The organism is Mycobacterium sp. NGS40, from assembly GCF_059812735.1.
Window position 1 is genome coordinate 102,204 of record NZ_JCALDG010000003.1, and the last position, 13,841, is coordinate 116,044.

The window sequence follows — 13,841 nt, forward strand, 5'->3', positions numbered from 1 at the left end:
CCCGTGGGGGTATTTAAGCCATACCTCACGTATATACCCCTAAGGGGTATTGGCGTCAAGACGTGTCATCGTGAGATTCTGCCTGTTCGGCGAGGCGAGGGTCGGTGGTGGGGCGTCCGTCCGCTACGGCTGCGACAACAACAGCATGACCCGGCCCTCCGCCGGCGCCTCGGGGAAGGCGCTGAGATCGAAGCCGTAGTACTTGCGCTGGATGTCGGTGATGGCGTCGACCACTTTGCCGCTGGCCGTGAGCTGACCGCCGCGGACGCCGGCCATCATGCCCCTGAAGTCGGGCACCGAGAGCGATTCGGCGAGCAGGAGTGCCTCGCCACCGGATGCCAGAGTGACCAACACCCCGGCGCCGGCGTAGTTATTGCCGCCGCGGCCGGTGCCTCGCGGCGCCCAGTAGACGGGCTGGGACGCCACGGTGCCTTTCACCCGCCGGTACTCGCCCGGGTGGTCGGTGTCGGCGACGGTCACGACGGGCAGCGCGGCGATCGTGCGTTGTTCTTTCAACCACATGGCGCCCAGCGGGATGCAGACGATCGCGTACATCATCACCAGTAGCACCAGCACCGGCTTCCACGCGATCTCCCACCCGAGCCGGCGTTGCGAGATCGGCGAGCCATCCAGCCGCGCATCGAGTTTGTTGCGCCCGAGGCGAAAGACGTACCACGCCAGAATCCGGGCCAGCGCCATGCAGCCGAGGATGACCAGGCCGACGATGCCGCAGACCCGCCAATAGAACGTGCTGTCACCCTGATTGGTGGTCGCGGCCAGCATCACCGCCGGGATCGGCGCGGTGATCAACAGCAGCAATGCGTACGACGGGTGACTGGTCAGGAACGGGTAGGTCACCGTCCACGCGCGGTTGCCGCCGTAGACGGTCATCCCCCCGATGTCGGCGTGCACCGTCGGAGTCCACGAGCCCTCCACCACCCGGGGCCTAACCAGGCAGCGTACGAAGAAGAATCCGAAGACCACCGAAACCACCAGCGCGCCCCAGAACACCCCGCCGAGCCGTTCGCCCGTTCCGGGCACGCCGAATGCCCCACGGATGTCGATGACTTTGCCGATGAAGAACGTCAACGGCATGACGAAGAAAAACTCGGTGAGCCAAATCTGGATCAGCTGCGGGATGCGCGAGCCGATCCGATCGAACGCCAGCACGCGTTGCCAGATGAAGCGCAGCACGCCCATGGCGGGGACTCTACCTGGGAATTATGTCAGCGATGGTCAGTTGAGCATCATTGCCTTGGGTGCGATCCGCCGCCGATGTACCAACCCCTGCTCGGCGCTCCATCCGGCCTCCTGGTAAGAGCGGAACGTGGTGCGCGCGGCGAGGTCGTCGGGTTTGCCCAGTCGGCTCCCCGGTGAGGACCCCGGTCTGGTGGGCGGACCGGCATCGATCCCTCACCCGCGATCCGGGGTGACCCCAATATCCCGGAGCCACCAGACCGGGCGGGTTTAGGCTTCCGGCTAGGCGAAAGGAGACATCATGACTGTCACCGTTGTCGACGCAGGACCCCGACAAGTGAGCCGATCGGTCGAAGTGGCCGCCCCGGCCTCGGAGCTGTACGCCCTTGCGGCCGATCCCAGGCGCCACCGCGAGCTCGACGGGTCGGGCACGGTTTGCGACAACATCTCCACACCGTCCGAAATGGTTGTCGGGTCCAGGTTTTCGACCAAGATGAAGATGTTCGGGGTGCCCTACCGCATCACCAGCACGATGACCACGCTGAAGCCGAACGAAGTCGTCGAATGGCGACACCCGGTGGGCCACCGCTGGCGTTGGGACTTCGAAGCGCTCTCGCCGACCCTGACCAAGGTCACCGAGACCTTCGACTACCGCGACGCGGGTCCCATCAAAAACAGCCTGAAGTACTACGAGCGGATGGGGTTCGTGAAGGGCAACGCGTCCGGCATCGAAGCGACTTTGGCCAAGCTGCGCGCCCGGTACGCGGGGAAATCGTGAACGCCATCGCAGCCTGAATCGTGGTCCCTTCGGAAGACCAGCCCGCCCACCGAAGGACGTACATCGATGACCCGCAGCGCCGCCCCCATCGCAGCAACGCGCCACCAGCTCTCGGAATCACTGATTCGCTTGGGCCACCTGATCAGTCGGTACGGGCTGGCCGTCGTCTTGGCCTGGATCGGGTTCGGCAAGTACGTGAAGATGGAATCCCGGGTGCTGATCGAACACAACCCGCTGATGAGTTGGGTCTACGACGTGTTCAGCGTCACGACCGTCGCCCGCGGGCTGGGGACGATGGAAATCGTTGCTGCCCTACTCATTGCGTTGCGTCCGGTATGGCCGCGGGTGTCTGCGATCGGCAGCGCCCTAGCGGTGGTGCTGTTCTTGGGAACCTTGAGCTTTCTGTTCACCACCCCCGGCGTGGTCTCGACGCACGCCGCCGGTCTGCCCGTGCTGTCGGCACTGCCGGGCCAGTTCCTGCTGAAGGACTTGGTGCTGATCGGGGTGGCGCTATGGACGCTCGGCGACGCGTTGCGTGAACAGCGTTCCCCGGATGAGGCTTTTGGCTGAAGCGAGGGCGGCTCGGTAGGTCTGCGGCGCCAAGCTGTCCGCCTGCTCCGAGAGGCCCCGGGTCAGCGCGCAGATCGCTTCGACGGTCGACCGGGTGTCGGTGTCGCCGGACAGTGTCCCGCGTTGCGCGGCGTCGTCGACGATCTCGAACACGACGTCGTGCAACGCCTTGGATCCCGGCGATCTCGTTGTGCCCGCGGCGCGCAGTGCTCGCAAAAACCCGGTCAGGTAGGGATAGTCGCGGACCAGGTCCGTCGACTCATCGAGCACCGCGTCGAGTCGGTCGGTGACGTTCTCGTGCAGCGCGGCGGCCGCCCGCAGCCGAGGCGCGACGATGGCTTCGATCTCCTCGCCGGTCGCGCTGAGCAGTTCGGACTTGTTCGGAAAGTAGTGATAGAGGCTGCCGCTGGTCATCTCGGCGGCCCGGGCGATCTGGCGAATGGTCGCCTGCGAGTAGCCGACTTCGGCGACGCAGCGCATTGCCGCGGCGATGATCCGGCGGCGCGTCTCCTCGCTGTCCGCGCCCACCGGGCGCCCGAGCTGAGTCACTGGTCGTCGGGGCGGGGCGCTCGTCTGCCGATCCGGATGCGCCACGCCCGCTTCCGCCGTGTCAAGTAGTAGTCGGTGGTCAAACTCTCTGAAAGTCGCCAGCCCCGCCACCGGGCCAGTAGACACAGGCCCGAGCCGACGACGATTCCCGCCAATTCCCCCAGCGGCGCCTGACCGTAACGGGAGAGCAGCACCACGGTGCCACTGGCCGCCACCGCGGGTGTCGCGTAAAGCGTGTTACCCCCGAAGATGGCCGGAGTGCGATTTACCGCCAGGTCTCGCAGCGCCCCACCGCCGACAGCACTGATTGTCCCTAGCAAAATGGCTGGGAGCCAGGACAATCCGGCTGCTAATGTCTTCTCCGCGCCCGCCACCGCCCAAGTGCCCAACGCCAGTGCATCGACGACCGGATAGGTCAGCGACCAGATCCGCGCTCGCAGCGGTATCAGAAAAGCGACCGCCGCTCCGGCCAGCGCAACCACGACGTAAAGGGTGTCTGTCAATGCCACCGGCGGCCCGTGCTGCAACAGGGTGTCTCGGATCAAGCCGCCGCCGAGTCCGGACAGAATCGCGAGCGCAACGAATCCCACAGGGTCCATGCGGAATTCGCGCGCCACGACGCCACCGAGTACGGCGTTGACGAATACGCCGGCCAAATCGATAGCGCGCGAGAACTCCCCCAACGCGAGGTTCACGGCCGCTCACCTCCGGATTCATCGGTCGGTCAAATATATTCGACGTTGAACTGCGCCCGGGGTCGAAGGGTGGGCAACCATGCGAGCGAAGACACAGCTGGGTCGCCCTGTCGGCGCCAGCGGCGAAGAGACCCGCCGCCGCATCATCGTCGCGACGATGAGATGTGTGGCGCGGGCCGGCTACGCCAAGGCGACGATCCGTGAGATCGCCCGGATGGCCGACATGACCAGCGCCAGCCTGTACAACTACTTTCCGAACAAGTCCGAACTGATCAAGGCAGCCGTAGCGGCCAGAACCGACACGGCCATGCCCCGGCTGCGCCGGGCCGCGGAAGGACCGGGCAACATCGTCGACCGGATCGAAGCGGTGCTCGACGAATCCGGTCAATTGATGCGTGAGTATCCGGACCTGGCCGCGTTCGAATTTGCGATCCGGGCCGAAACCGGTGCGGCGCCGCTGCGGCCGAAGGCCCGCGGGAAGCCGAAAAACCCGGGGTTCGAAGCATTTCGCGAGATCATCGAGGGCGTCGTCGAGGACGCCTGTCAGGGCGGCGAGCTGGGTGGTCAGCCGGATTCGCGGGCGGTGGTCGCCGCGATCTACGCGTTGGTCTATGGCCTGACGGAGCTGGCAGCCACGCTCGCGCCGCAGGACTACCACGCGGCTTTGAGCTCGGCGAAAGTACTGGTCAGGGGCGCTTTGTTCGAGGAGCAACCGACGAGTCCTTGATACGATCAAGCGATTGATTATAGAGTCGACGCACGAAGAGCGGAGTCGGGTCTTGACCGAAACTGTTGGGTACGCGTTCGACGTCGATGCGCTGCGGCGCAAGTATGCCGAGGAACGCGCGCGCCGGTTGCGGCCCGACGGGATCGACCAGTACGTGGAGATCGCCGGCGACTTCGCTCATTTCGCCGAAGATCCTTGGGTAGACGGGGAATTCACCCGTGAGCCGCGCACCGATGAGGTCGATGTGGCGATCGTGGGAGCCGGCTTCGGCGGCTTGCTGACCGGGGTGCGGCTGCGCGAGCTCGGCGTGAAAAGTGTCCGGCTGATCGACCGGGCGGCCGACGTCGGTGGCACCTGGTACTGGAATCGGTATCCGGGGATCGCCTGCGATGTCGAGTCCTACGTCTACATCCCGCTGCTGGAAGAACTCGGCTACATCCCGGTGGAGAAATACGCCCAGGGGGCCGAGATCTTTGCGCACTGCCAGCGCATCGCAAGAGAATACGACCTCTACCGCGACGCGTGCCTGCGCACCGACGTACAGGAGATACGTTGGGAGTCAGGTGAATCCCGCTGGATCCTTCGTACCAACCGGGGTGACGAGATGCGGGCCAAGTTCGTCTCGATGGCCAACGGTTATCAAGCCAAACCCAAACTGCCCGGCATTCCCGGAATCGGAACGTTTCGCGGCCACACATTCCACACCAGCCGCTGGGATTACGGCTACACCGGCAAGAAGCTGGAGAACCTGGCCGGCCGGCGCGTCGGCATCATCGGCACCGGCGCGACCGCCGTCCAATGCGTGCCGCATCTGGGTGCCGCTGCGCAGCACCTCTACGTCTTCCAGCGCACCCCCTCGTCGGTCGATGTGCGCGCCAATGCGGCTACGGATCCGCAGTGGGTCAACACATTACAGCCGGGCTGGCAGCGTCGGCGCATCCAGAACTTTCAGATCCTGACCGCGGGCGGGCAGGCGCCCGAGGACCTTGTCGCCGACGCCTGGACGAGCATCACCCGCAAGCTGCCGGTGATGCGCCACGACGGAGACGGGTCGGTGGACCCGGAGCAACGTGGCCGCGATATCGAGCTCGCGGACTTTGCCAAAATGGAGGAAATCCGCGCCCGAGTCGAGGGGATCGTCACCGACCGCGCCACCGCCGAGGCGCTCAAACCCTGGTACGGCTATTTCTGCAAGCGCCCCTGCTTCCACGACGACTACCTGCAAACTTTCAACCGGGACAACGTGACACTGGTCGACACTCGCGGTCTCGGGGTGGAGCAAATCACCGAGTCCGGCGTCGTCGTCGACGGCGTGCCCTACGAGTTGGACTGCCTGATCTTCGCCACGGGTTTCGAAGTCGGCACCGATTACAGCCGGCGCACCGGCTTTGAGCTGATCGGGCGCGACGGCGTGAGCCTGACCGAGCGCTGGAGTGACGGCGTGCGAACCTTTCAGGGTCTGTGCGCCAACGGTTTTCCGAACTGCTTCATCGAGAGCATCTCGCAAGCGGGATTGACGGTGAATTTCCCATACCTGCTGGACGTGCAGGCCACCCACGCCGCCTGGATCATCGCGTGGGCTCTTGAGCACGGCGCTACCGAGGTCGAGGCGTCGCCCGCCGCCGAAGCCGCGTGGGTCGACACGGTGGTCGCGCGCTCGACCGCGACCGCCGAGCGCGCCAGGACGTGCACGCCCGGTTACTACAACCGCGAGGGTAAGGCCGACGCGAAGACCCGACAGGGCAGCTTCTTCTTCGGCACGCCAACGGAATACGCCGACATCCTTACGGCCTGGCGGGCACAGGGCGATCTGGCCGGGTTCGACATTCGCCGAGCCGGCCCGTGAAGTACCTGCTCGGTCGGGCCCGCGCGGCGACCCGGCGGCGACGCTCGCCCAGGGTGGCGATCATCGGCGCGGGATTCGGCGGGCTGGGAGCGGCGGTGGCGTGCCGCCGGGCCGGCATCGACGACCTGGTGATCATCGAGGCCGGCGACGGCGTCGGCGGAACCTGGCGGCGCAACACCTATCCCGGCGCCGCCTGCGATATCCAAAGCCACCTCTACTCGTTTTCGTTCGCGCCCAACAGATCCTGGAGCCGGACCTACGCCCGGCAGCCCGAGATTCTCGCCTACCTGGAGTCGGTGGCCGACGATTTCGACCTGCGCCGTCACCTACGGCTCGAGACCAGGGTGCGCTCGGTGGAATGGAATGCGGATACCTGGAGCTGGCAGTGCCGGCTGGAACGCGATGGCCGCGCCAGCACGCTGACCGCCGACGTGGTGGTCTGCGCCGTCGGACTGTTCGGGTCGTTGAAGCTGCCGGATATAACGGGCCTCAAAGATTTTCGTGGCTTCGTCATGCACACCGCACAGTGGGATCACGACTTGGCGGTGGCGGGCAAGAAGGTGGCGGTGATCGGCACCGGCGCCAGCGGGATCCAGGTCGTCCCCGAACTGGCGAAGGTCGCCGGACAAGTGACGGTCTTTCAGCGCACTCCGCCGTGGATGGTTCCCAAGGACGACCGTCCGTACAGCGCATCCGAATTGGCGGAGTTCCGGCGCAACCCATTGGCGGTGCCGCGGACCCGCTGGAAGATCTGGAAGTTCCAGCATGACAACACTGCGACGTTCGCCGACGACCCGGTGGTCGCCGCGCGCACTCAGATCTCCATCTCGTTCCTGGAGCGCACCGTGGCCGACGAACAGCTGCGGCGCGCCCTGACGCCGGATTATCCGTTCCGCTGTAAGCGCGTGCTGCTCGGCGACGACTACTACCGGGCGCTGCAGCAGGACAACGTCGCGCTCGTCACCGACCCGATCGACCGGATCACCGAGACGTCCATCGTCACGACGGCGGGTGGAGTCGTCGATGTCGACGCGATCGTGCTGGCCACCGGATTCGAGACGTCGCGCTACCTGTCGGGGATTGACGTGATCGGCACCGGCGGGCAGCACCTGCACGAACGCTGGGGGGAGGACCCCAGCGCGTACCTGGGCGCGGCAGTCGCCGGCTTCCCGAACTTCTTCATGCTGTACGGACCCAACACCAACCAGGGCGGCAACTCGATCGTCTACATCCTCGAGGCCGGTGCCCGGCTGGTGGCCAGCGCGGTCACCCGGTTGGCGCGGCGCGGCGGCTATCTCGAGGTGCGTCCCGAGGCCGAAAAACGGTACAACGACCTGCTTTCGGCCGACTTGGAGCGCACCATCTGGACTCAGTGTGACAGCTACTTTCGGTCACCTACCGGCCGGATCGTCACGCAATGGCCCTACACCGAACTGGAATACGCGCGCCGGACCTGGCGGCTGCGAACCCGCGACTGGCTGCACCGCACCGGCGTTGCTCCGCGACGGCTATCCGGGGCCGAAATCGATTACGCCGCAGATCAATTCACCGGCGGTTAGGTCACGGTAGGCTTCGTTGATATCGTCGAGGCCAGGCGCTATCGCGCGGGATCCTCGGCAACCTCGATCTCGCCGGCCGCGGCCGCCGCGCGCAGTTGATGAAAGTCGTCGAGGGACTTATCGGCGTAGGCGTACGACCATTCGGCGACCGCTTCGTGCACCCCATTGCTGGTGCCGACGTAGCCCCGCAGGATCGAGGCATTCGCGCTCTGCGCGTGCGCCCGCGCCAACAGCACCGCGCACGCGGTCACGTAATCGGTAAACGTGGACGGCGACATGCCCTCGGTCTCGATGGTGCCCTTCATGTCGTGGAACTGGCGGACGTAATAATCGCGGCCGTCCTTGCGGGTCGATCCGAGGAAGACGTCCGACATGGCCTGCAGGATCAGTTGCCCATCGGTGACGCGCACCCCTTGGCCATGGGCCTCGATCGCCGCGGTCAGGCTCTCGGGCTGAGGCCACCCGCCGTGTTCGTCGAGCACTGAACGGGTGGCCTCCTTGATCTGCAGGATCAATGGCGTGTCGTTCGGGCCTACCAGTATGACCAGGTAGCAACGGGTCCCGACGCTGCCGACACCAACCACGCGTAGTGCGACGTCGGTGACCCGGAAGTGTGACAGCAGCAGCGCGACGTCGGCAGGCACCGCGGTCAGATACTCCTGAATCGACTCCACCAGCGGGGCCTCGACGTCCTCGTCGACATGTTGCAGCACGGGTGGCGCCTCCCGCAGGCGCGGCGTCCCGTCGGGCCCAATCTCGGTGATTTGCTTGAAGACTCGCGCCGACGTCCGGGTACGCGCCCGCGATATCGTCTTCTGGATCACCGCCTGCAGGCCCTTGGACATCGTCCCGGTGTAGTGCTCGGGCTCCACCCGCAAGTAGTAGCGCTCCAGGACGTCCATCTCCTCGAGCATCGCCTCCAGGCTGCGCTGGTAACCCACCAGCGCCTGCTCGACGCAACGCCGGATGGCCTTGCCGGAGTATTCGGCGTGACGGCCCCCGATGACCGCGCTGGTGATCAGGCGCTTGACATCCCACTCGGCCGGGGCGACGGCGGCCTCGTCGAAGTCGTTCAGGTCGAAGACGATCGAGCGATGCGGGGCGGCATACAGGCCGAAGTTGGAGATATGCGCATCACCGCAGCACATGATCTCGATCCCGGTCGACGGGCTCGCGGCCAGATCGGCCGCCATGACCGCTGCCGAGCCCCGGTAGAAGGCGAACGGGTCGGCGAGCATTCGGGCGAACCGCAGCGGAACGAGTTCGCTTATCCGCCCGGCATTTTGGGCGACGAGAATTTCGGTCGCGGATTGCGAGGCGGGAGTCAGCTGCGCGAGGGAGCGTCGTGGGACGGACTTGCGCAGCGCCCGGCCGCGGGCCACATCTTCGCCCGGAACTTCGAGGTCGATCAAGCGGTCGCGCAACACCCGTTGCGGCATGCGCTCAGCATACGTAGGGGGTCGTGGCCGCGATAGATCTGGTGATCGCGAGTCTGCGGCGATCGAACACCAAAGGGCTCCTCGCGTCCCCGAAAGCTCCGTACCGCAACACGTTTCGTCTACTCCGGAGGCCTCTGACGCGGCGAATGGCGCTCCCGCACCCCGTTCGCGCACCGCGGGGTGCGGTTCAGTTCCCCAGCGCGAGATTTATGCGCGTCACCGACGTTGAACCCCGTGGTTGATGGCGTGCTCGATTCGTTGCGCCGCCCGCTCCAATTGGGATTTCTGGTTGCTGTCGAAGTCGGAGTGCGCGATGTCGGCCCACAGGCGGTCCCGTTGCGCGCGGATCGGCGCCGTGTCGTCGAGGTGGTAGGCCAATTCCTCAAGCAACCGGAACAGCCGCAACATGACCATGAGGTCGGCCGATCCGTAGTGGCGCGGTTGGGTGATCGAGAGATCGAGCAGCTCCGCCAGGTCGGGCCGGTTCAGCACCACTCTTACTCGGTCTTCGTCGCGCAGTAGGGTGGGGCCAAGGTCGCGGGCGGCGAGCTCACACAGCAGCGCGGAGATGTGCCCGAGTGCGTGGACGGCGGTGGTGGGATCGTTGATGCCCGGAGAGAGCGCCTTGTTCGCAACGTCAGCGAGCTGCCGTAGGCCGTAGCCGACGTCTTGGGCGGCAGTCCGTTCATGACCGGTTTTGATTGCACTGTCAACGGCGTGCTGCAGTTGTTCAATTACCGCGTCGTCCAGCGTGTCGTGGTCCGCCCATGCCATCCCGATCGGTACCCCTTGCACGAGAGAGCTACCCGGGTAACAGTCGATCACCACGTAGGCGTCCGCCTTAATCGCCGCAGAGCGCAGTTCAGCTTGGTCGATGCGGGTCAAGAAACCCGAGGACGGTGCACTCAGGCACACCGCCCGCTCCGGTGTCTTCGGTATCGACGGGCGGCGGTTGGCGTCGTAGTCGCGAGGGGTGGTTGCCAGCCGCAGGGTCGCGCGCGCCTCCTGATGGACGTCACGCAACATGGTCTCCACGCGGATTTTGCGGGCGAGATGAGCCAAAAACAGCACCAAGCACAACATGCTGGCGATCCCGAGAACAAAGGCAACCGTCACCGAGATCCTAGGTACTCCGTCGTTGTTCCGTACCCCACGCAGCACGGTCAGGGCATAGGTGAATGTGGCCAGGAACACGGCGAGCGTTGACTGCACGAAGATGTCGCTGGTGAAGGTGCGCAGCAGGCGCGGGGAGAACTGGCTGCTGGCTAACTGCAATGTCACCACGGTCAGTGAAAATGTCAGCGACGTGACGGTGACCAGCGAGGTGGAGAGCGCGTCGAGCAGCGTGCGGGCCGCCCCGGCATCACCACCGAACAACGCATCGTTCAACCAGGGCGGCAGCGACCGACTCCACTGGGACTCCAGCCGGGGCAGCAGTACTCCCGCTGCCACTGCCGCGACGACTCCCAGGCATGGCAACGGCCACAATTGGGTGCGCAGGGTATCCCGCGCGGACGCGACCGCGTTTCTCATCGGCGGCCGTGCAGTTTCTCGTACGAGGGCATGTCCGGCGAATCGATACCGTCGCGGTCGACGATACCCAGTGCGGACTGCAGGGTCGATGCTCGGCTGGTCTCCGAGCCCAGCCGGCGTGGTCCCGCGGTCGGTGCGCCATCACGGTCGGTTGGCTGTGGGGCCATGGAGCGCAGACTCCCTGAGAAATATGTGTGGATAGTGAGCCCTTGTTTACAGCGTCGGCAGACGGCTATGCAACCAGGGAACTGCACATCCATCACCGCACTAGGAGGTGCTTCGCCATGTTTGTCATCATCGGGTTGATCGCCTTGGCTGCCGCGACAGTCGTCGGCGTCGCCGGGGTGCTGGCCAATGCGGGATCGGCCCATTTGCTTACCGATCACTTCACACTGCTGGGCTACCACGTCACCGGGTCGACCGGCACGCTGTTTCTCTACGGAATTGTCGTCGGTGCGGTGGCCGCGATCGGACTCGCGGTGCTGCTGGCCGGCGCCCGCGGTAGCACCGGTCGTAGCCGCGCCGCCGGCTCTGGTCGGCACCGTTTTTCCTTGCTGGGGCGCCGAGCCGCGGGAAGCCACACTGGCATGTTTCGCCACGCCGCCCGACACTGATCGCGCGCGGTACTGGCGCAGTGCTGGCAGCACGTGACTTTCGGCGAAATGAGCGTCAGCAGCTGCCGGCGGACACCCGGGCCCGCTCGGTCATCGAGGCGATCACCCCGCCGTCGTTGAGGATGTCGGTACCGGTGAGGTAGCCCGCTCTGGCACTGGCACAGAAGGCGAGTAGCTCGGCCATCTCCTCCGGCTTGCCCCACCGCGGGACGGCGGCATTGGCCACCATCGCCCCGGCCCCAGCCTGTTCCTCGAGCCGGCCCATCTCGGTGTCGATGGACCCCGGAGACACCGAGACGATGCGCAATCCGCGCGCGTTGAAGCGCTCGGCCTGAGACTGGCTGTACCACTTCACGAAACTCTTGCTCAACGCGTACGCGTAGCCGGATCGAGCTTCCTCCGGTATCGGGTCACACGCCGCCATCATCGCGTCCCAGAAGCCGCCGCCGTCCTCGAGCGCCGACGAGAACTGGGTCGTCGGAATCATTTCCGCGGGCAGCATGTGGGCCGCCATCGATGCCACATTGACGATCGCAGCCCCTTCGGCTGCGGTGGCATAGAAAGTCTCGTTGACGTTGACGGTGCCGATTGCATTGGTGCGCATCACGTACTCGGCGGAGCCCATGCTCGGGCTCACGCCCGCGGTGTGGATCACGGAGGAGAGGGTGCCGAGGCCGTTCGCGGTGTCGAGCAGTTCGCTGACGGCATCCCGGTCTGTCACGTCGCAATTGATCGCGGTAACGGTGACCCCGAGGTCTTGGAGGGTGGCGGCCGCATTATCGAGCCGGTCCTGCCTGATGTCGCAGAGGACCAGCGTGTGGTCGGCGCCGACAATTTTTGCGGTGGCCAGACCCATGCCGCCCGCGCCGCCCGTGATCACCGAGACTCGATTCATACCGCGACGTTATACGCAGCCCTTCGAGCCACGATCGCGTCCTACGTCGGGAGCGCCGCTTCCTCTGCCAGGTGGTGCGGATGACCGGAGTGCCGGACGGCCGTTCCGAGGAAAGGCGCCTTCAGCGTGGCCGTCAGGTAGCGGCGGTTGACGACCAGTCCGCCGACGGCGATCGCGGCGTAGACACCGCACAGCACCAGGCGCTCCGGGGTGGAGGTGAGCGGGAATTGGACGATGAACAACCCCAGTAGCGTCCAGGCGGCGGCGCGGCGGAAGCGCAGCGCCAGGATCACCGCGACGCCCATCAACGTCTGGCTGGCGGTCAGCAAGACTTCCTCGACCTGGCGGGAGTCGAGCTCCAGGGAGAAGCCGCCGCCGCCCAGCAGGTGGGCCACCGGCAGCGATCCGATCAGCAGCGTCCACTGGTTGACCTTGGACGAGATCAGCGTGGCGATGGCCGCGGTGCCCTTGCCGCGGCTGGCGAAGATCGTCGCGATGATGAACTCGGGTGCCTCGGAGGCCAACGGAGCGAGCCATTGCACCAGCAGGAATCGGTCGATGCCCAGCTCGGTGCCGGCCGAGACCAGATTGTCGGCAAAGGGCTTGGCGCACAGCAGGATCACGGCGCCGGACACCGCGAACAGGCTGACGACGATGATGCGGCGGGTCCGGTCCGAGAGCTCACCGAGAGCGGCGGCGGTACCGACCAGATCGGGCTCTTCGACGTCGCCGTGGCTGACCTTGTACAGGTAGAAGCCGAACCAGGCGAGCAGTGCCAGCCCCATCGCGAGATGGATCTCGCCGCCGACCGGGATCGCGAACGCGGCCAGTCCGGCGATCAGCAGGAATCCGAGTTCGACGCGATTGCCGGGCTCAAGCGTCAGGCCGGTGCTCTTGCCGGCACCGACCCGGCGCGCCGCGACGACGCTGACCAGCACCACGACCGGCCACCCCAGGCCCATCAACAGCCGATTGGATCCGGTCATATTGGCCGCCGCGTACTGCGTGTATTCCGGGTTGTGACCGGACACAAACGCGTAGTAGAGGTCCACCGCGTATTCGGGCAGCACAGCGACCAGAGCGAGCACCGCGATCGCCAGGCCGCCGGAGACGTCGATCTGCGCGGCCTCGGCGGCCCAGGCCAGCAGGAAACTGGCCGAGACCACCGCGGCGCCGAAGATCAGCAGGGCGACAACCGGGTCCGGATGCAGGCCGACGATCCGGACCACGACCGCGGGGGCAACGAAGATGCCGGTGATCAACGTCGAACGGAGGAGCGTCCGCCGCGGCGATCGTGCCGCCGCCGTCGGAGTCGAGCCGGCGGGCCTGTCAGTGGCGAGCATCGTCGTCCTTCGCTCGGGCTTCATCGCAATCTGGCTCGCGGCCATGGCTTGACCTGCGCGCCAAAGTTACCCTGCCTACCCTTATCCAGCAACGTT

The 13,841-nt window shown here is 65.9% G+C and carries 14 protein-coding genes; 6 read left to right on the plus strand and 8 right to left on the minus strand.

Annotated features, from left to right (window positions below):
- Nucleotides 1-123 precede the first annotated feature (123 nt).
- Entirely contained in the window at nt 124-1,200 is a 1,077-nt protein-coding gene (locus AC5Y5O_RS06185) for a hypothetical protein (RefSeq protein WP_500024248.1), read from the minus strand.
- Between the two features lie 298 nt (nt 1,201-1,498).
- Between AC5Y5O_RS06185 and AC5Y5O_RS06190 the strand changes: the two genes are divergently transcribed.
- Together AC5Y5O_RS06190 and AC5Y5O_RS06195 are read left to right on the plus strand one after the other, a co-directional pair.
- Nucleotides 1,499-1,975, plus strand: a complete 477-nt coding sequence (locus AC5Y5O_RS06190; protein WP_500024250.1) for an SRPBCC family protein — start codon at nt 1,499-1,501, stop codon at nt 1,973-1,975.
- Nucleotides 1,976-2,041: 66 nt separating this feature from the next.
- On the plus strand, nt 2,042-2,545 hold the full coding sequence (locus AC5Y5O_RS06195; RefSeq protein ID WP_096283541.1) for a YkgB family protein: 504 nt from the start codon (nt 2,042-2,044) through the stop codon (nt 2,543-2,545).
- Here AC5Y5O_RS06195 and AC5Y5O_RS06200 read toward each other — a convergent pair.
- Both AC5Y5O_RS06200 and AC5Y5O_RS06205 read right to left on the minus strand, forming a co-directional pair.
- Complete coding sequence (locus tag AC5Y5O_RS06200) at nt 2,486-3,094, minus strand: TetR/AcrR family transcriptional regulator (RefSeq protein ID WP_243393724.1); 609 nt, start codon at nt 3,092-3,094, stop codon at nt 2,486-2,488. The genes AC5Y5O_RS06195 and AC5Y5O_RS06200 overlap by 60 nt on opposite strands.
- Complete coding sequence (locus tag AC5Y5O_RS06205; RefSeq protein ID WP_500024253.1) at nt 3,091-3,789, minus strand: trimeric intracellular cation channel family protein; 699 nt, start codon at nt 3,787-3,789, stop codon at nt 3,091-3,093. Before AC5Y5O_RS06205 ends, AC5Y5O_RS06200 begins: the two co-directional genes overlap by 4 nt.
- Before the next feature lie 79 nt (nt 3,790-3,868).
- On the opposite strand from AC5Y5O_RS06205, the gene AC5Y5O_RS06210 reads away from it, so the two are divergent.
- The 3 genes from AC5Y5O_RS06210 to AC5Y5O_RS06220 are packed head-to-tail and all read left to right on the plus strand — an operon-like array spanning nt 3,869 to nt 7,921.
- Nucleotides 3,869-4,516, plus strand: a complete 648-nt coding sequence (locus tag AC5Y5O_RS06210; protein ID WP_096283545.1) for a TetR/AcrR family transcriptional regulator — start codon at nt 3,869-3,871, stop codon at nt 4,514-4,516.
- A 52-nt stretch (nt 4,517-4,568) separates the two neighbouring features.
- Nucleotides 4,569-6,362, plus strand: coding sequence for a flavin-containing monooxygenase (locus AC5Y5O_RS06215; RefSeq protein ID WP_096283547.1), 1,794 nt, complete (start codon nt 4,569-4,571; stop codon nt 6,360-6,362).
- Complete coding sequence (locus tag AC5Y5O_RS06220) at nt 6,359-7,921, plus strand: flavin-containing monooxygenase (RefSeq protein WP_500024256.1); 1,563 nt, start codon at nt 6,359-6,361, stop codon at nt 7,919-7,921. The genes AC5Y5O_RS06215 and AC5Y5O_RS06220 overlap by 4 nt, the downstream gene beginning before the upstream one ends.
- A gap of 38 nt (nt 7,922-7,959) precedes the next feature.
- Here the strand turns inward: AC5Y5O_RS06220 and AC5Y5O_RS06225 are convergent, their stop codons facing one another.
- The 3 genes from AC5Y5O_RS06225 to AC5Y5O_RS06235 form a co-directional block, all read right to left on the minus strand.
- Entirely contained in the window at nt 7,960-9,360 is a 1,401-nt protein-coding gene (locus tag AC5Y5O_RS06225; protein ID WP_096283549.1) for a DUF2252 domain-containing protein, read from the minus strand.
- A 216-nt stretch (nt 9,361-9,576) separates the two neighbouring features.
- Nucleotides 9,577-10,893, minus strand: coding sequence for a DUF2254 domain-containing protein (locus tag AC5Y5O_RS06230; protein ID WP_096283551.1), 1,317 nt, complete (start codon nt 10,891-10,893; stop codon nt 9,577-9,579).
- Complete coding sequence (locus tag AC5Y5O_RS06235) at nt 10,890-11,060, minus strand: hypothetical protein (protein WP_165796268.1); 171 nt, start codon at nt 11,058-11,060, stop codon at nt 10,890-10,892. Before AC5Y5O_RS06235 ends, AC5Y5O_RS06230 begins: the two co-directional genes overlap by 4 nt.
- Nucleotides 11,061-11,177: 117 nt before the next feature.
- Here AC5Y5O_RS06235 and AC5Y5O_RS06240 point away from each other — a divergent pair, with 117 nt between their 5' ends.
- On the plus strand, nt 11,178-11,507 hold the full coding sequence (locus AC5Y5O_RS06240) for a hypothetical protein (RefSeq protein ID WP_500024259.1): 330 nt from the start codon (nt 11,178-11,180) through the stop codon (nt 11,505-11,507).
- 55 nt (nt 11,508-11,562) lie between these two features.
- Here the strand turns inward: AC5Y5O_RS06240 and AC5Y5O_RS06245 are convergent, their stop codons facing one another.
- Together AC5Y5O_RS06245 and AC5Y5O_RS06250 are read right to left on the minus strand one after the other, a co-directional pair.
- Entirely contained in the window at nt 11,563-12,402 is an 840-nt protein-coding gene (locus AC5Y5O_RS06245; protein WP_096283555.1) for an SDR family oxidoreductase, read from the minus strand.
- Between the two features lie 41 nt (nt 12,403-12,443).
- On the minus strand, nt 12,444-13,745 hold the full coding sequence (locus AC5Y5O_RS06250) for a calcium:cation antiporter family protein (protein ID WP_500024260.1): 1,302 nt from the start codon (nt 13,743-13,745) through the stop codon (nt 12,444-12,446).
- Nucleotides 13,746-13,841 lie beyond the last annotated feature (96 nt).